This window comes from Microcoleus sp. B4-C1 (assembly GCF_036705285.1).
GTDB lineage: Bacteria > Cyanobacteriota > Cyanobacteriia > Cyanobacteriales > Microcoleaceae > Microcoleus.
Genome location: NZ_JAUBUC010000008.1, coordinates 48,323 through 65,697, shown reverse-complemented (window position 1 = coordinate 65,697; position 17,375 = coordinate 48,323). Strand labels below are relative to the sequence as shown.

Sequence of the window (17,375 nt, the reverse complement as noted above, 5' to 3'; positions counted from 1 at the left end):
TCAAACAGACTGTTCCTGAACGTAATCCTGCACGTAAGACTGATAGTAATACCTGCTGCCTTTATCGTTATTCGCCACCATTCCCAACAGCGGAATTCCCGCCATTTTCAAATCTTCAAAAGCCAACACCAGCGCCTCCCGCTCAGTTTGATGCAGCCCTACTACCAGCATCAATCCGTTAGTGTGAGCCGCCAACAAATTCGCATCCGCCAAACCCAAAAGTGGTGCAGTATCGTAAATAACTAAATCAAAATGACTTGACAAAGCTGCCATTAAATGCTGCATTTTTTTGGAAGAAAGCACCTTTGTGGGATCGAAAGGAACCGGGCCGGAAGTTAACACAAACAAATTTTCATCGCGGGGCGATCGCACAATCACCTTTTGCACATCCACATCATCAGCAATCACATTGTGCAGGCCTTGCCAATTCGGTAAACCCAGCATTTCGTGTACCTGCGGACGCCGCAAATCCCCATCCACCAACAGCACTTGCTGCCCCATTGCAGCCGCCGCCCGCGCCAGATTTACTGCTACCGTAGACTTGCCGTCACCTACTTGACAAGAAGTAATTACGCAAGAATTAATCGGAGTATCAAGGTTTAGTAAACGAATATTCGCATTGAGCGATCGAAAAGCTTCTTGAAAAGCATCCGTCGGCATCGGCGAAATTGACACATCCACCGGGCTTGTCTCAGCAGGAGGAAGTCTCAAAATTTTATCGCTAGCAGGAATTACCCCCAACAAAGGCAGGCGAATCGACTGTTTGACATCCTCTGGAGTTTGGAACACCGTTTTATTTTTAAACCGTTCCGCCAACTGCGCCGTCAGCATACCAAACAGCAAACCAGCCAATCCCCCCAAAGCCAAATTCAAAGGCATAATCGGAGCAACAGCCATCAACTCGCCATTTTTGTAGCGCGGAATTTCCGGCTTAGCAATAACTTCCCAAGCCACCTCTTTTTTACCCACAGCTTCAAGCTGCAAAGCTTGCTGTTTTGCCAGCAAACCATTCAGCGTATTGTTAGTTAAATCCAACTCGCGCTGCAAATCCGAATAGCGCCGCAAAATCACTGGTAATCCTTGAGAGTATTGATTCAACTGCTTAGCAGCTTGTTCCAAAACTTGATTCCGCACGCCCAGCACCTGAATTAAATTAGCAGTACCAATAAACTGCTCGATTAACTTAATCCGCACCGGATCTTGAAAAGCCAGCACTTGCGAATTTACCTTAGCCAAATCAGTTCCCAGAACCTGTTGGGCTTCTTTCTTCAACAAAGGAATCAGGTTCTTGCGCTGTTCTCGCAACAATTGCATTTGCGGAGTTTCGTCTGTAAACGTAGCCGAGTTAATCGCAATTTGCCCTTCTAATTGCTGCAATTGAGTCAACATCGCTTGATAGCGGGGAGCTTGACTCAGAGCCGAGGCCATCAGCGCTTGCTTCTGGTTTAATCCGAGCTGATTTTGCAGATTGGAATAGAGCAATCTCTGCTGATTGAGCTGCGATTGCGCTTCCAATCTTTGCGTTTGAAGTTCACTGATTTGCTGCGCGAGTTGTTGCGTTTGAATTTGCGGGTCGATGAAATTGTACTGCTGCCGCAACTTTTGAATTTCTGTTTGCAGAGCTTGTTGGCGTTTTTGCTGATTGGGAATTTTCGATTTTACAAAATCCAGAGTCTGACTAATTTGAGTTGTGGTATCTTGCACGCTGTAGTTGCGGTAGCCTAGCGCAACTTTTTCCAAAACAAACTGAATTTTTTTCGGATCGTAATCCCGATATCTAACTTCGATAATCTTGGTATTTTTGAATCGATTAATTGACAACCTAGTTTCCTGAGAAAACGGCAAATTATCTGCTTTTTGGTTCAAGAGGTAGTTGTAATTTATGTCAGGATACTTAGCCTGCAACTCTTTAATAATCGGCGCCATTACTTGCGGGCTTTGTAAAACTTGAATTTGCGATTCGTAGTCAAAACCAGCATTTTCTGTCGTCGCGGGCGCCGCTGGTTGCAGTTTCAGCTCACCCGAGTAGATTTTGGCTAAAGTATTTTGCGTAACGGCTGGTTCTACTAATAATTGAAAGCGCCCTTCGTACTCGCTTTTTTGATTCAGTGTCCAGGCGAAAACTCCGGTAGTCACTGCCGCTGCTACGCCGATTACTAAGATGGAGCGACTGCGGCAAACTTCCCAAAAAGTTAACTCTTCTGTCTCGGTTTTGTTGCTGCCTAAAAATTGATCTTCTCCATAAAGCCCAGAAGACATTTTTTGCAAATCAGCGGCTTTTTTATGATTAAACAGTGCTACTTGAGATTGTTTCCCTGGTTTCATTTGATTTCTACAACTTATTAGTTTAAACGTCTGTATTGGTGGCGGAGTTTCAGGCAATCGGTTGATTCCTAGATATTTCATTACCAAACCGCAATTTTTTCTATAAAGCGGGTTTCTGAGGTCTTAATGCCAGTTTATTCAAATCACCGAAAAATATCGAACAACCGAAATATTCCTAACAGCGGGCTGAGAGGAGCGAGAGTCCCTCCTACATTATCCGAGAACGTAGCGCGACCCGATCGCCTTACCATAATTACATCATTATTTTTCAGTTTGGGATTAGTTTCTTCATTGGCAGTTGCAGAAAAATCCACCTTAACAGTTAGCTGCGAAACGGTGCCGTTAGGATTGAGGCGAATTAAATTCACCGAATCCATTTCTGCCCGCGCTTTATTAAAACCTCCCGCTGCTACCAGCGCTTGATTTAAAGTAGTGTTGGGCACCACCGCAATCGTTCCCGGTTTCACGACTTCTCCTACAATGTTCACCCTAATCGTATCCGGTGAAAAATTAGAATTAGCAACTTGTTCGTCTTGGGTTTCATCGAGATTTTCGGCTTTGGGAACGATTACCGTATCTCCCTGTTGCAGCGCTAAATCTTGGGATACATCTCCCCCTTCCAAAAGTTGCCACAAATTGACATTAATAATTTGTTCTGTACCCGCCCGTGTCAGGCGGCGAACTTGTATTTGTCGGATATCAGCTATCGGCGTAATGCCGCCCGCCATTTTAATTGCCCTCGTTACAGTTTGCTGCAAAACATTTTCCCCGCCGTTGGTTTCGCTGGCAGCAAACAAACCAGAATTTTCACCCATTTCATTCTCTTGTACCCTACTTTGAGCCTCTTTTGTCAAAGTATAAGTACCGGGGCGAGTTACTTCGCCCACCACAGCAATATTAATTGGTTGAGTGCTTTGTCCGGTAATGTTAGCTACTGCTAAAGTCGGTGCTTCTTGGCGGTTGAGGCTAGTTACAGTGGGAATAAATATAGTATCGCCGTCGCGCAAAGTCATATCGGCCCGCAAATCGCCGTTTTGCAATAATTCCCACAAATCCACACTAATAATTTGTTCCGGTGCGTTGCGCTGGGGGCGGCGGATTTTGATTTGTCGCACGTCTGCTGACTGGGTAATTCCGCCTGCCATTCGCAGAGCCCGCGATATCGTTGGCATTTGAGTTCCCATTTGCTCTGCTGTGCCTCCGGGGCCTGCTGCTGAGGATATTGTATAGGCTCCGGGGCGGTTGATTTCGCCCGCGATCGCAATTTGCAAAGGACGCGGCGCCAGCAGTTTCAGGGTAATCCAAGGGCGTTTGAGGTATTTGCCGTATTTGTCTTTAACAGCATTAGAAGCTTGTTCTAGGGTCATCCCGTACACCGAAACGCTGCCAATTAACGGCAAACTCAGGGAACCGTCGGCCTGTACTTGGTGTTGACCGTTGGGGCCGCTGTATTCCGGGACGTTGAAGATGTCCATTTGAATACGATCGCCCGCGCCTAAAGTGTAAACTTCCGATCGTACACTTGAAGGTTCAGTTGCCGGAAATCCCGGAAATCCCGGCGCTGCGGGTACTGGTACAGGAACAGGAGAACCCGCATCCGCAGGAGGAGGAGGAGGAGGCATAAACTGGGCCGCTGCAGGAGATGAACCCACCGCCGCCAGCACTGACACTGTTAAACTTTGAATCATTAAACTTTTGACAGCATTGCTTGCCCAATAACTTAGCTTGCAGCTTTTGCTGGAAATGTCTCCCTGAGCCCCTCTTCTTGCAGGAAATGGGAGAAATTCTTCACCCTCCCTCTCCGCGAAGGGGACACAAGGATGAGATTTTTTCTCAAGTTGCACGCCGTGCGAATAACTTTTCACCACCATCGCTTTTTGCCCCTATCCTCATCCAACCCCGCCAACATCAAATGTAACCCAACTGTTCTAACTTGGTCAGAACTTTTTTAACACTCTCTTCCACACTTTCTCGCTCTGTGTAACAAATAATCTCAGGATTAAGCGGTTCTTCATAAGGATCGTCAATTCCCGTAAAACCCTTAATTTCTCCTGCTCTCGCCTTAGCGTATAGCCCCTTGACATCGCGACCTTCGCACACTTCTAACGGCGCTGTGATATATACTTCAACAAAATGGGGCTCCATTGCTCTAATTTCGTCGCGAATTGCTCTGTAGGGGCTAATAGCTGCGGTCATTACGGCTACTCCATTGCGGCTCAGCAGGTGAGCTACAAATCCAATCCGCCGAATATTAGTATCTCTGTCTTCTTGGCTAAATCCCAAACCTTTTGACAAGTTGGTGCGAACGACATCTCCATCCAATATTTCAACTTTGCAACCTCTTGCCTTCAATTCGGGTTCGAGAGCTTTGGTGATAGTTGTCTTGCCGGAACCGCTCAGCCCGGTAAACCACAAAATAAAACCTTTTTCCATTTTCAGCCGTTAATTACTAACTTGGAAATTATTAAGACGTAAAACTTTATAGATGCGGTTCCCTTTTTTCTATTATCGTTATTCGCGGTGTCATATTGGCAATATTTGCGCGCCAAAAGTGAGAAATCAAAATTTGCGATCGATTGGGCGGTCATTTAGTAACAAAATTGTGCCCTCGCTGCATACATAATTCCCGATTTATTATTTGTCAAGTCTTTACACACCAAAATTCAATTCGCGATCGCCAACGCCGAACATCTATCCTCTGGGTGCTTGTGGTCGCACCTTACATGATGAATGAGCCTCTTGCAATCTAAAATCTAAAATCTAAAATCTAAAATGGTATTGCCCATGTCTTCGGTCTTAAAAGCAGATGTTTTGGTAGTCGGTGGCGGCACTGGCGGCACTGCCGCAGCCGTGCAAGCAGCCCGCCGAGGGGCCAAAACTATTTTAGTAAGTGAATTCCCCTGGCTGGGAGGAATGCTGACTTCTGCTGGCGTTTCTGCCCCCGATGGCAATGAATTAGCAGCTTTTCAAACTGGTTTGTGGGGCGCGTTTCTCCGGGAACTCCAGCAGCGACAGCCGGGAGGTTTGGATTGGGGCTGGGTAAGTTTTTTTACTTACGATCCCCGCACCGGGGCTGAAATTTTCGCTGATTGGGTTAAATGTTTGCCGAACTTACAGTGGATTTGTGGACAAAAAGCTCAAGATGTGCTATTTGAAGAATCTCGCATTTCTGGCGTTCAGTTTGCAGATTTTACGGTTTCGGCCAAAATCACTTTGGATGCAACGGAATTGGGAGATTTGCTGGCTTTAGCGGATGTTGGGCACCGCTGGGGTTGGGAATTCCAAGCCGAGTGGGGAGAACCCAGCGCGCCGGCTGCCTCTAATGCTCTCACAGAGCGTTATTCGGTGCAAGCTCCGACTTGGGTGGCAATCATGCAGGATTTTGGTAAAGGTGCGCTGGCGCCAGAAATTCCTGCGCCGCCTGTTGAGAATCCCGATCGATTTATCGGTGCTTGGGACGGTTACACTCCCGAACAATTTCTCAATTACGGCAGGCTTCCGGGGGGATTGTTGATGATTAATTGGCCGATTCGAGGTAATGATTATGGTGAAGGGGTCGATCGACTAATTGCATCTGAAGCATCTCGACAAGAATTCCTGCAAGAAAGTCTCTGGCATACTCAAAGTTTCGCCCGCTTCATTCAAACGCAACTCGGCCCCCGCTACGGCTTAGCACAGAATATTTTCCCCATTTCAACGATCGACAATCAACAAAATTCTTCCCTTCTTTCTTCCTTTGCCTTACATCCTTACTACCGAGAAAGTCGCCGCTTGCGAGGGATAAGTACAGTCACAGAACAAGATATTTTGCCTATTGTCGGTGGAAGAGTCGCGAAGTTGCCGATAAATTCTGAGGGTATTTGTGAAACAATTGCGATCGGCAACTATGCCAATGACCACCACTACCCCAGTGGCGACATTCCCTTGCAGCCAAAATCGATCCGCTGGGGCGGCCGCTGGACTGGAACTCCGTTTACCATTCCTTACAGCGCGCTAATTCCTGCGAGTACGGACGGTTTGCTAGTCTGCGAAAAAAATATTTCCGTATCTCACATCGCTAACGGTGCAACTCGCTTGCAACCGACGGTAATGAATATTGGACAGGCGGCGGGGATGGCGGCGGCTTTGTGCGCGGAATCTGGATGTCAGCCGCGGGACTTGCCGGTGAGAGTTTTGCAGGAAGCTTTGCTGCAAGATTCCGAGGCGAGTGCGGCGGTTATTCCTTTATTTAATTTGACACGGGATCGATCGGACTGGCTCGATTGGCAACGCTATTATCTCGATCGACCCCAAGCATATCCCGCCAGCGGCGAATGTCAGGAGTCAGTAGAAAAACCAAGCAGTCAAACAGCAAATACCCACAGCCAATTTTCTGGCATTTTCCGTCGCCTCCGCGAACAAGACTGGACACTAACGCTGACAAGCCCCGCATCTGCGGCCGGTCAAACTTGGCAACTCGTGACTTTGGACTCGGAAACCGACAGATTTTTACACAGTTGCGAAACCGAAAAGCCTCTGACAGTATGGGGCAGGCTGAATTCGGCAGGTGCTTGGCTGCTGGCGGACTCAGTAGAATTGAAGAGGTGAGGTTTTTTGCAGAGATCCGAAAAATTCACAGAAATTTATCCTGATAGATCGGGGAGAGTCCGTATCAGTTAATAGACAATGACACGGATACTAACCCCATGCAAACTTACACACCAATTGCTTTACAGATTGCTTTACAGAGTCTTTTGGGCGTTACTTTGAGCGCCACTGTCGTTCGAGCCTTTGAATCCCTCGTCGGACTGCTGGAAGTTGCCACCGCTTCATACATTTTATCCGCCCAAACCGAACAAAGGGGCGATCGTTCTCCTGAAAGAGGCAGCGGACGCCGAGAGTTCAGTGAACCTAATCTTTACACTCATCAACTACAAGCATTTTAATGACATTGGACGAAAGCGATTTCCGTTATTGAGTTAGTTTCTGCCGCCCGTGTCGAGCGCTGAATCTGATTTCCTGGGATGATAGTTTTTCTGGTTTCCAAGGCAACTGCATTTCTTGTTTACAGTCATTAGGATATTCTTTTATGTGATGATAGCATATAAACCTTAAACCGCCATCTATCGAGACATTGAAGCTCGTATTTGGCGGTTTTGTATATTATTGCAACCTTCTGGGTAGTGCAATTAGGATTTTTTTTATTACTGAAGCAAGAGATTTTATTTCATTTTACATCGACTTCTGGCTGCTCTCATAGATCAGATGCTACGCATCTAAAGTGTCTGTTGCTTCGGGAGGGGGAGAGGGTGAGAAAGGGAGAGGTAAAGATAATTTTCCGCTTTTTATACAAGGATTTTAGGAGACAATTTAAAGGCGCGATAGCTTAACTAAAGCCTTTTTCCTTCTTTCTTTTTCCTTCTTCCTTATGATTCCTGATTCCTGATTCCTGATTCCTAATTCTATAGTTTGATAATTTCAGGGAAATTCATCCTGATAGGTCTGGGTAAATGTCGTATCTCTAAATAGATACTGAGACGAATACTACCCATGAAAACCTACACTGCAATTGCTTTACTGAGCCTGTTGGGCATTACCTTGAGTGCCAGCGCCGCTCAAGCTTTTGAATCTTCACTCCCCATGCTCGAAACTGCCACCGCCCAATATATGTTGTCAGCCCAAACTCAACAAAAGCCCGAGCGTCCTATTAAGAGGCGAGGCAACCGCAGGGATTTTACCGAGTCTAATGTTTACACTCATCCGCTACAAGATTTCTAATCGCACTGGACGCAAGTGATTACCACAACTGAGTTGCTTTGGGCCGTTCATTCGATCGCTCGATCGGATTTTCTGGAATTCTAGTGTTTCAGGTTAAGCGACAACTGCACTTTTTGTGGACAGTTCTGAGAAGATTGTTTTTTGTTTGAAATATGTTAGCATATAAACGGGAAACCGCCATCTACCTAGAGATAGATTCTAGTATGTGGCGGTTTTGTATTGAAAACGCTTCAATTAAACAAGCACTAACCACAGGCCTCGGATCATCTGGGTTTTTCAAACGATATCCCTCGCGCTCCACCCCTTATTTTGGGGTTGCACAATTTGAGGAGGATTCTTGTGGGGTGTCCCGCCTGCTGTGAAAATACAGCGGACGGGCAACGAGATCCCATCCCACAAAACTATCAAAATCTTCCCGCAATTATGCAACAGCCTTATTTTAGTTGATAAAACCGGGTTTGGGCATCCATGACTATTCAAGAATTAGGGGCTCGGAGTCGCCTCAAATTCTTGGCATCGCAACAGTTATTTACCTTCTCCCCCCCACAGGTAGGGTTTAATTTTCAACCGCTGCACTATAATTAACTTGCGATAACTAACTTATATATAGGTAAACTGTCAGCGCAGAGGGTGCAGCAATCTACTTAAATTGGCCACCAATAAGAACCACTTATGCGGTGTTGATAGCCTTTAAGCCCATGCCCCTGTTACCTCAGGGAAATTAACTAACCTGAATATTAGGGTAGCTGGCAAGCTTTCCGGCAACAGTCGGCTATGCTTGATTCGGCGCTCTCGCAATAATTTAATGGAGGATGACAAAATGCCTCCTAATTTGGCTATTTCGGGGATAGTGATGAAAAATGACTCTTTAGATCTGGTCAAAAGCCTCAGCCCTAGTGCAATGGATCAGATCATGCTATATCTGGCGTTTAGCGCCATGAGAACCAGTGGGCACAGGCACGGGGCGTTTCTAGACGCGGCCGCAACGGCGGCTAAGTGTGCCATTTATATGACTTATATGGAGCAGGACAACAACCTGCGGATGACTGGACATTTGCATCACATTGAGCCTAAACGGGTGAAGGTGATTGTTGAGGAAGTCCGGGAAGCTCTGACTCAGGGAAAATTGCTGAAAATGTTGGGTTCCCAAGAACCTAGATATTTGATTCAGTTTCCTTATGTCTGGCTGGAACAGTATGGTTGGATGCCGGGACGCCCTCGCATTCCGGGAAACAATTTGACTGTAGATGAAAAAAAATATCTCGAAGGCAAGATTCCTCCGAATCCGCCTGATGCTCAACTGATCAATTCTTTTCAGTTTATGGAGTTGATCGAGTTTCTGCACAGGCGATCGCAAGAAGATATGTCTCCAGAAAGACGAATGCCTTTGAGCGAAGCTCTAGCAGAACACATTAAGCGACGCTTGATCTATTCTGGGACAGTGACTCGCATTGATTCTCCTTGGGGAATGCCGTTTTATGCCCTCACTCGCGCTACTTACTCTCCGGCAGAGCAGGAAGAGCGGACATTTACTATGGTTGAGGATACGGCTAGATATTTCCGGCTGATGAAGGATTGGGCGGAAAAACAACCGAAGGTGATGCGAATTATGGAGACTTTGGATATTCCGCCGGAACGGCTCGACCAAGCCCTTGAGGAATTAGATGAAATTATTCGCAATTGGGCCGATCGCTATCACAAGCGGGGCGAACCGACGATGATTTTACAAATGGTTTTTGGGCCGCAGGACGACGCTTAGTTTGATTAACTATTAATCATTAGTCATGAGTTGATTGCTTGAGACTAATGACTAATGATTAATAGCTAATAGCCCTGGATGGCGCAACCGACTTTTTTTCCAAAAATACTGCGTTAATCGTTTGAATTCTCGTAAAAAACTAGGTTTCTTGGGCCGCGAATGCGTCCAGGATTAACTAAGGATCGCGAATTAAATAACTTACAATTTTAATTGTTATTGTGGGATGGGCGGGACGCCCATCCCACTTTCAAGAGTGGAAGTTATTTAATTCTCATTCCTAAGCTAAAAAAGCTCTCCAGGTCGCCGCTAAAATAATCGCTGCGATCGCTCCTATGAGCGTATTGAAAAAATTTACCACCTCGTTCGTCAGCCACTCAAACTTTGATTGCACCGTCGCCCCAATCACACTCTCTATGTTCGTGGCAATAAAAGCTGCAATAACACAAAAAACAATCCCTGTCAAGTCAATTAAACCTACGGCCCAACTTAAAAGCGCAATCAAAATTGAGCCGACAATACCCGCGATCGTTCCTTCCAAACTTACGGCCCCTTCCGTACCCCTGGGTACAGGTTGCAAGCTGGTAATCAAAAAAGTCCGCTTCCCGTAAGCTTTGCCGATTTCGCTGGCGCAGGTATCGGAAAGTTTGGTGCAAAAACTCGCCGCGTAACCCAGCAATAACAGGGAAATAGCATCTTGTGGCACAGGCATCTTGCCTGTGTCTGCTAAAACAGACATCTTGCCTGTCTCTCCTAAAACAGACATCTCGCCTGTATCTCCTAAAATAGATAATGCCAAAACTCCCAAAGCGCAAAGAGTAGCGGTTAAAGCCGAACCCCAGACATTTTCTGGGCCTCTGGCGCCTGAACGCTTTTCGGCTATGCCTTCTGCTTCTTTTTGGGCTTTGCCGATGCGCGTAACTCCCGATCCGACAAGAAAGTAAAACATCACGACAGCATAGCCTTGCCATCCCAAACAGCCCCAGATGAGGACGCCCAATACCCAGCCGTGAAATTGCCCAGCAGGAGTGAGCAATTTTTTAGGAGCAATGGTGGCGATCGTGAGTAAAAATGTATTTAGGGCGATCGCCATCAACCAAGGATTAGACCAAGATAAATAATTAAAGAACAATTCTGAATTCTGCATTTACTACCTCCATGAACCAAGTCTTATTTCATCTTGCCTTCCCCGTGACCGATATTGCCCAAACCAAAGCGTTCTATGTAGACGGGCTCGGCTGCCAACTAGGTCGCGAATCGCCTAATTCTGCGATTATGGGTTTGTGCGGCCATCAAATTGTCGCCCACGTCAGCCGCGAACCTTTGACGCCTCAGCGAGGCATCTATCCCCGGCATTTTGGGTTAATTTTTACTTCCGAAGCTGACTGGGAAGCGTTGTTAGAGAAAGCCCAGCAAAACAACTTAAATTTCTATCAAGAACCGAGACGGCGATTTGTTGGTTTGCCTACAGAACACCGCACTTTCTTCTTAGAAGACCCTTTCCACAATATACTTGAGTTCAAGTATTATTGTGAAGCTGAAGCAATTTTTGGCCGCAGCGAATACGCTGAAGTTGGGGATGCTGTTTGATTGCTGCGCGAAATAACAACCAGTTGCAGCATAAACTGTTGGGCATCTAAATTGTCTTTTTGGGGCGGGCGAGACGCCCAACCCCTACTCCCCACAAGAATTTTCTTAAATTTGACTATACAATTTAAATGCACTTCAGCATATCAACTTTCGGATTGAATCAAATCACCTGCTGGTGGATGTCGCCCTATAGCTTTGTCAGCAGTACGAATATTAATAACTCTTTCTCGATTTAAGACTAATGCTGTAACTGTAGCTCGTCCAATTGTAGTTAAACCAACTATTGATAATCCATCCGCCGACCAAATAAAATGTTCGTTCCAGGTATCTTGTCTGGGATTAAACAATGGTAATTCTACACTCGACTGGGTATCTATGGCTGTAGTTTTATCGGATTTTTGACGGTTGCAATGAAAGCAAGCTAGTGCCAAATTGTCAATATTGTTACTCCCTTTTTTAGTGAGAGGAATGATGTGCTCGATCGTAAACTCTACATACTGCCATTGTTCGGAAGCATGGCAATATTCACACAGACAGTTTGCTCTCTGACGAACTTGATTTTGGATATTCTCAGGAATTTGACGGCGAGCTGACATTTCTATACTGTAGGCTGAATCTGGCCCAAGAAAAGATTGCGGACAGTTCGATTGACAAAACTGAGGTAATCGTCGATTTCTTCGTAAAGATTCAGTTCTTGGTCTTCTTCGGGATTGAGTTGCAAATTTTGTTGTTTTTCCAACAGTTCTTCTATGCGATTTTTGACTGTTGTAGAGGCTCGGAAAATCGGTATTCCTTCCACTAATTCAATGCGAACTGCTCCTTCTATAGGCAGAGTGTCTCGCAGATTTTCCAGTTTGGGCAGGACGATCATAATTGTTGATTTTATGGGTGTCAATTAAGATTATATCAATAAATTTTAAATCCGTCTAGCTAGACTCGAAAATACCGAAGACCGAACCCCTAATTTTAAAAAAAAATCGAGGTTTTCAAAGCAGAGCGTTTTACTTTACAGCCAGCTATTTATCAATCTTTAAGGGTTCTGACAGTGCTTCAGCGACCGCTTTTAAACTGCTGGAATGCCTCGCCATCATGGCATGGGCAAAAACCGACAATTTAACTTCTTTGGCCGCCGATATTTGGGAACTAGAAGCGGGTACGATGATGAAATCCCAATCTGTCCAAATCGAAGTAAAATTGAGCTTTTCTAACAATCCTGCATCTCGATTTAAATCTTCCAGAAAAGCACTGCCAGGACGCATTTGAACGCAGCCTTTTCCCCAGAGAGTGTAAGCCATCCAAGTACCGCTGTGAGGAGAAGATATGGCAATAAAGCGCTGCACTCGGTTAAGGCCGCCTAACCTTTGCAGGTAGTAGCGAGTTACTAAGCCGCCCATGCTCCATCCTACTATATCTAAATGCTGTTCAGGCGCAAAGGTTTTGTCTATATAATCTGCTATTTGTTGGGCTAATTCGTCTATGCTGGCGTTGCCCCAATGGGGCGAAAGATTGAGGGTGTAGACTGACCATCCCAGTTGGGTCAGGTAGGCAGACATTTTGTGAAAAATTCCCGATTTTCGGAAGATTCCGTGAATTAGCAAGACTGGGTTGCGGCTGAAATTGCTATTCATTTTTCAGTGGGAATTTTATTTTCTATAGGTGCTTTGAGTTCTTCAACTATTGCGTTAATACTTAGGGCTTCTGTCACCATTTGGCGGTGCAGCAAAACGTTGACTTTAACTTCTTTACCTACTGGCATTTGGGAGCTGTTCGCCGGTACAATCATTATGTCAAATGGCGTCCACATTGATGTAAAGTTTATGCGTTTGAGCATTGTCACATCTTGATTCAAATCGCGCAGCAAGCCACTATCGGGGCGCATATCCAGGTATCCTGGTAGGCGTAGGGAATAGGCGGTGAGGGTGCCGTGGTGGGGGGAAGAGAGGGTGATGAAACGCTGTACGCGGTTGATTCCTCCGAGTCGCTGGACGTAGTAGCGGCTGACGATGCCGCCCATGCTGTAGCCTACTATGTCTAAAGATTGTTCTGGGTCGAAGGTTTCAGAGATGTAGTCTGCGAGTTGCTTGGCGAGTAAGTCGAGGCTGAGGCTACCGTCGTTGGGGGTGAGGTTGAGGCTGTGGACTGACCATCCGAGTTGGGTGAGGCGGGCGGACATTTTGCTGAAAATCATCTTTGTGTCCCAGATGCCGTGTATCAGGATGACGGGATTGCGATCGAGCGAACTGTTCATTTGAAAAGAAAATTGCTTGCTAATTACAGCATAAATCACTCCCCTAGGGAGTTTTACCCCTACTAGGACAGCTAGCCAATCGGATCGAGGTACGATCGACCATTAGTGGGAATCCCTAACAAATTCTGAGATACTTGTAAATAAGTGCAAAGCAGCCTGGTATTTATACTTAGTAATTTGCTTTGATGAGGTAGCTTAGATACAGCAAAATGTAAATTTTGATTAAGAAATGTAGACAAAAGTTGCCTTACCTCGTAGTCTAATTTTGTTGACAAGCTTGTAAAAATTTCTCTAAAAGAACAAAAGGAGTAAGTCTAATGTTTGGTTTTATCAAAAATTTCTTCGGCGGTATTTTCGGCTTTTTCGGCAGACTATTGGGCTTGAAAAAGTCTGAATATTTCCTAGATTTGGGTGAATCGGGAGCGAAGGAACCAGCAAAAGTTGCGCCTGCGAAGTCTGAGCCTGTGGCGATCGCACCGGCAAAAGTTGAGCCTGTTAAGTCTGAAAAGTCTGAGAAGTCTGAACCTGCTAAGAAGGCTAAGGTAGAGAAAAAGTCTAAGAAAGACAAGGAACCAGTCGCTAGCGTTCCTGCTAATACTCCCGAACCTGCGAAGGTACCTGCGGTTGCAGCAACTAACGGCAAAGTGCCGAGTCAAGCTGAACCGAATCGGACTTTTGCTCCTAATAATTTAATGCCGACACCAACTGGAAGTCGTCGGAGCCCTGGCCCCAGCATGAACAATTTCCGGGAAATGGCTCGTCAGGTGAAAACGAAGTAGGAAATTGGGAATTGATAATAGGGAATTGGGCATTGGATAATTCCCAATGCTGGCGTTAACAATTTAAAAATGGGATTGCTCATTTTTAATTTTAACTATTTGTTCTATTCCCTATTTTCTGGGTTTCTGAGGAAGGCTAATCCGCTGTATAGCTGAAAAGCTGAGTCCCAAGGAGTTTCTGATTTGCGCTCGACTTCTATATGAGATTCGATCTTGCTCAACATATTAGTGTAATCGAGCACTGTCTCGGCAAAGGGCGTAAATTCTGACCAAACTGTAACGTCAAGCTGGCGATCGAATATTTCCAATAAGTTATTCCAGTTAATTCTGGTGGTACTTTGAGGCATTTGTTGAGAGTTTTTGACTGTCGATGTTTTGTTTTTCGGGTTCGGTGAAGTGGGGATATCGGCAGAAGCTTTGGTGAAGTCAACTCCTTGTTGAAATTCGTAACTTTGGTCGCAAATTCGCAGAATGCAGTTTCTGCTGGGAATGTGTAAGTCACAGATTTGAGCGTAATCTTGCCGGATTTCTCTGTGGCGAAATTGATCCTTTCTTCGGTTGGGCGAGTAGTCCATGACTTCGATGAACATCGGCAACAAGCCTTCTACTCTTTGGGTAACTTCTGACCAGCTAAATTCGATCGCACCGAGTCGTGAGAGTTTATCTTTGCAAACAACGGCTGGAGAAGAGAGAGACTGGAAGTGTTGCACTCGGAAGATTTGGATTTTTTGAATATCGCTTAAGGTTGCCCAAAATACGGGAATGCCGGCGTTGATGAGTTCTTGACCATAAATTCGGAGTTCGGCGATGGGGCCAGTTTTGTAGAGTCTCCAGCCGCGGCTTTGGATTTGCATCCGGGTTGTGTAGGCGTCGATTTTAAATATTCTGCTGATATTTTGTACGGCTGCGGCTTTGTTTTCGGGACTCACGGGTTCGAGGATGAGGAGTCCGGGTTCGAGGTTGCTGGGGTCGTTTTTAGCAGTTTCTATGGCTTGTTGGCGGAGGTTTTGTTGTGCGGTTTCAATCCGTTGAATAGCTTGGCGGGTCTGGGAGAGGATTTTGGGGTTGGTGATGTCGCGGAGTATTTGTTTGTAGGTTGTTTGGGCTTTTTCGAGCTTGTTGGTGAGTTCGTAGTAGCGGGCGATATAGTATTGTACCCACGGATTTTCGGGGGAGTCTTTTTGTAGTTTTTTGATGAGTTGGGCAGCTTGTTTGTATTCTTTACCATCGAGGGCGGCGACTATTTGGTTGATGTCTGTCATGGCGATTGGGGGAATGGCGTTGTTTCTATCTTGGCTGATGTTTGGGTGGTTTCGCCACTGGTTAAAAAATTTTGCTGTTGTGTTAACTTATAGATATAGCAATCCTTGCAGGAGTCGTAAATTTTTGACCCCACCCCAACCCTCCCCTTATCAAGGGGAGGGAGTAAGAAATTTACAAATGATTTAGGATGCCTAAGCTGTTCTGCATTTAAGTTGTCTGTCAAAAAACAATCTAACTCTTGTGGGGAGTAGGGGCCCTAGCGTCCCGCCCGCCCTGAATATGCAATTTACAGGCGCGACAGCTTATATGATATGAAACTATGACAATCATTGAAAAAATACGTGTCAAAATTGTCAAAAATGATTTTGAGCTTTCACAACACGCAGTAAACCAAAGCATAGTTCGCCGTATCAGAGTACAAGAACTCCGGGAAGCAATAATGGCCGGTGAAGTTATCGAAGAGTATCCCGATGACAAATATGGCCCAAGCTGTTTGATTTTCGGTTTGACCATTGGCAATAGACCTTTGCACGTTCAGTGCAGTTATCCATCTCGTCCTTTGGTAAAAATCATTACTTTATACGAACCAGAACCGAAAATCTGGAGTAATTTTAAGTTAAGGATAAATCAAAATGAACAATGATATTTGGCTAGAAACAATGGTGGAAGAAAAAGTAAGTTATACCCTTGAAATCAATGGTAAGTTTATTATCATTGAAAATGTTCCTGCTAGAGTGTGTGTGGAAACGGGAGAGCGCTTTTTTTCACCTGAAACTGTAGAACAGTTGCAGAAGATGATTTGGGAAGAGAGAAAGCCTATTAGGGTGATTGAAACACCTGTTTTTGAGTTTGCTTAGCACTTGGTTTAAATTGAGTTAAAGCTGATTGGAATTAACGCTTAATGTGTAAGTACCTTTGCTTGTGCGATCGCATCCTTTAACAACTATTTTATAAGTGCCGTTACTAGGCAATTTTACGGTGAGTTGAGACTCTCGGCGATTCTGGGAGTTGCCTGTTTTTTGGGAAATATTTTTGCCGCTGGTGTCGAACAGTGTTATGTTGTGGTCGAATGCTCTGCTTTTGAGGTCGATCGTCATAGATTGACCTGCGCGTCCTTGGAAGGCGTGTTCGCGGGATTCGCCTTCTTTTAAGGTTTCTCGGCGCTCTAGGAGGGAGAGAGAGAGGTGACTTTTGGTCGATCGACATTGCTCAAATCTAAGCGGTAATTTGTGGTTGTTGCACCAGGGCCATTTCCGTTTCTGACTGCGATGATAAAGGCTGTTTTGTTGTTGGGGTCTCGGACTATTTTGTCAATAAATTGGGATTGTATTTGTTTTGCTGTTAGAGGTTTAGGTTGGTTGAAGTTGGGTTGTGAGGTACAGAAAAGCACGGATCCGTCTAGATAGCGGGCGGCGTAGAACCAATAGTTTTGACCGTTAGTTGTAAATTCGTTTCTGCTAAAGATAGTGAATCTTTCAAGTTGTGCTAGTTGCTGGTTGCTCTGGCAATTTTTATCGATGTATATTTCGTTGGCTGATGGCGGTCGCTGGGCGAAAACTGCTGGGACGGTGGTGGTGACAATTGCTGAGATGATGGTGAGGGTGAGGGTGAGGGTGAAGGGCGATCGGGTTTTCATAAATACTTGTTTCTATTTATT

19 protein-coding genes are annotated in these 17,375 nt (G+C 45.4%); 8 read left to right on the top strand and 11 right to left on the bottom strand.

Annotation, left to right across the window (positions count from 1 at the left end):
• From QUB26_RS05125 to cysC, 3 genes are all read right to left on the bottom strand, one after another.
• The gene (locus QUB26_RS05125; RefSeq protein WP_333237322.1) at window positions 1-2,325 is read right to left on the bottom strand and encodes a polysaccharide biosynthesis tyrosine autokinase; all 2,325 of its coding nucleotides are present in this window, start codon (window positions 2,323-2,325) and stop codon (window positions 1-3) included.
• Window positions 2,326-2,468: 143 nt separating this feature from the next.
• Window positions 2,469-4,196 carry an SLBB domain-containing protein gene (locus QUB26_RS05120; protein WP_333237324.1) on the bottom strand — a complete coding sequence of 576 codons (1,728 nt, stop codon included), beginning with the start codon at window positions 4,194-4,196 and terminating at the stop codon, window positions 2,469-2,471.
• 37 nt (window positions 4,197-4,233) lie between these two features.
• Window positions 4,234-4,758 carry an adenylyl-sulfate kinase gene (gene cysC / locus QUB26_RS05115; protein ID WP_333153245.1) on the bottom strand — a complete coding sequence of 175 codons (525 nt, stop codon included), beginning with the start codon at window positions 4,756-4,758 and terminating at the stop codon, window positions 4,234-4,236.
• Between the two features lie 351 nt (window positions 4,759-5,109).
• Between cysC and QUB26_RS05110 the strand changes: the two genes are divergently transcribed.
• The 4 genes from QUB26_RS05110 to hetR all read left to right on the top strand — a co-directional run bounded on the left by QUB26_RS05110 (window position 5,110) and on the right by hetR (window position 9,841).
• A complete protein-coding gene (locus QUB26_RS05110) occupies window positions 5,110-6,912 on the top strand; it encodes an FAD-dependent oxidoreductase (RefSeq protein WP_333317019.1) in 1,803 nt (600 codons plus the stop codon).
• Between the two features lie 98 nt (window positions 6,913-7,010).
• Window positions 7,011-7,250 (top strand): hypothetical protein, encoded by a 240-nt coding sequence (locus QUB26_RS05105; protein WP_333237329.1) that lies wholly within the window; start codon window positions 7,011-7,013, stop codon window positions 7,248-7,250.
• Between the two features lie 604 nt (window positions 7,251-7,854).
• A complete protein-coding gene (locus QUB26_RS05100; RefSeq protein ID WP_333237331.1) occupies window positions 7,855-8,082 on the top strand; it encodes a hypothetical protein in 228 nt (75 codons plus the stop codon).
• An 853-nt stretch (window positions 8,083-8,935) separates the two neighbouring features.
• The gene (gene hetR, locus QUB26_RS05095) at window positions 8,936-9,841 is read left to right on the top strand and encodes a heterocyst differentiation master regulator HetR (RefSeq protein WP_333034952.1); all 906 of its coding nucleotides are present in this window, start codon (window positions 8,936-8,938) and stop codon (window positions 9,839-9,841) included.
• Window positions 9,842-10,118: 277 nt separating this feature from the next.
• On the opposite strand, the gene QUB26_RS05090 is transcribed toward hetR, so the two are convergent.
• Window positions 10,119-10,985 (bottom strand): TIGR00297 family protein, encoded by an 867-nt coding sequence (locus tag QUB26_RS05090; protein ID WP_333317017.1) that lies wholly within the window; start codon window positions 10,983-10,985, stop codon window positions 10,119-10,121.
• 11 nt (window positions 10,986-10,996) lie between these two features.
• Between QUB26_RS05090 and QUB26_RS05085 the strand changes: the two genes are divergently transcribed.
• Window positions 10,997-11,428 (top strand): VOC family protein, encoded by a 432-nt coding sequence (locus QUB26_RS05085; RefSeq protein WP_242724508.1) that lies wholly within the window; start codon window positions 10,997-10,999, stop codon window positions 11,426-11,428.
• A 143-nt stretch (window positions 11,429-11,571) separates the two neighbouring features.
• On the opposite strand, the gene QUB26_RS05080 is transcribed toward QUB26_RS05085, so the two are convergent.
• The 4 genes from QUB26_RS05080 to QUB26_RS05065 form a co-directional block, all read right to left on the bottom strand.
• Window positions 11,572-12,024 carry an HNH endonuclease signature motif containing protein gene (locus QUB26_RS05080; protein WP_333317014.1) on the bottom strand — a complete coding sequence of 151 codons (453 nt, stop codon included), beginning with the start codon at window positions 12,022-12,024 and terminating at the stop codon, window positions 11,572-11,574.
• Between the two features lie 2 nt (window positions 12,025-12,026).
• The gene (locus tag QUB26_RS05075) at window positions 12,027-12,299 is read right to left on the bottom strand and encodes a hypothetical protein (protein ID WP_333237337.1); all 273 of its coding nucleotides are present in this window, start codon (window positions 12,297-12,299) and stop codon (window positions 12,027-12,029) included.
• A gap of 145 nt (window positions 12,300-12,444) precedes the next feature.
• Entirely contained in the window at window positions 12,445-13,056 is a 612-nt protein-coding gene (locus tag QUB26_RS05070) for an alpha/beta fold hydrolase (RefSeq protein ID WP_333237339.1), read from the bottom strand.
• The gene (locus QUB26_RS05065; RefSeq protein ID WP_333237341.1) at window positions 13,053-13,676 is read right to left on the bottom strand and encodes an alpha/beta fold hydrolase; all 624 of its coding nucleotides are present in this window, start codon (window positions 13,674-13,676) and stop codon (window positions 13,053-13,055) included. Before QUB26_RS05065 ends, QUB26_RS05070 begins: the two co-directional genes overlap by 4 nt.
• Before the next feature lie 317 nt (window positions 13,677-13,993).
• Here QUB26_RS05065 and QUB26_RS05060 point away from each other — a divergent pair, with 317 nt between their 5' ends.
• Window positions 13,994-14,455, top strand: a complete 462-nt coding sequence (locus QUB26_RS05060) for a hypothetical protein (protein ID WP_333237343.1) — start codon at window positions 13,994-13,996, stop codon at window positions 14,453-14,455.
• A gap of 104 nt (window positions 14,456-14,559) precedes the next feature.
• Here QUB26_RS05060 and QUB26_RS05055 read toward each other — a convergent pair whose 3' ends face one another.
• Window positions 14,560-15,717, bottom strand: coding sequence for a tetratricopeptide repeat protein (locus tag QUB26_RS05055; RefSeq protein ID WP_333237345.1), 1,158 nt, complete (start codon window positions 15,715-15,717; stop codon window positions 14,560-14,562).
• Between the two features lie 320 nt (window positions 15,718-16,037).
• Between QUB26_RS05055 and QUB26_RS05050 the strand changes: the two genes are divergently transcribed.
• Window positions 16,038-16,361: a DUF4258 domain-containing protein gene (locus QUB26_RS05050; RefSeq protein ID WP_333248563.1), complete on the top strand. Its 324-nt coding sequence runs from the start codon at window positions 16,038-16,040 to the stop codon at window positions 16,359-16,361.
• The gene (locus tag QUB26_RS05045; RefSeq protein WP_333237349.1) at window positions 16,351-16,575 is read left to right on the top strand and encodes a YgiT-type zinc finger protein; all 225 of its coding nucleotides are present in this window, start codon (window positions 16,351-16,353) and stop codon (window positions 16,573-16,575) included. The genes QUB26_RS05050 and QUB26_RS05045 overlap by 11 nt, the downstream gene beginning before the upstream one ends.
• Window positions 16,576-16,593: 18 nt before the next feature.
• Here the strand turns inward: QUB26_RS05045 and QUB26_RS05040 are convergent, their stop codons facing one another.
• Window positions 16,594-16,815 (bottom strand): hypothetical protein, encoded by a 222-nt coding sequence (locus tag QUB26_RS05040; RefSeq protein ID WP_333237351.1) that lies wholly within the window; start codon window positions 16,813-16,815, stop codon window positions 16,594-16,596.
• A gap of 68 nt (window positions 16,816-16,883) precedes the next feature.
• Window positions 16,884-17,354, bottom strand: coding sequence for a hypothetical protein (locus QUB26_RS05035; RefSeq protein ID WP_333317011.1), 471 nt, complete (start codon window positions 17,352-17,354; stop codon window positions 16,884-16,886).
• Window positions 17,355-17,375: the final 21 nt, after the last annotated feature.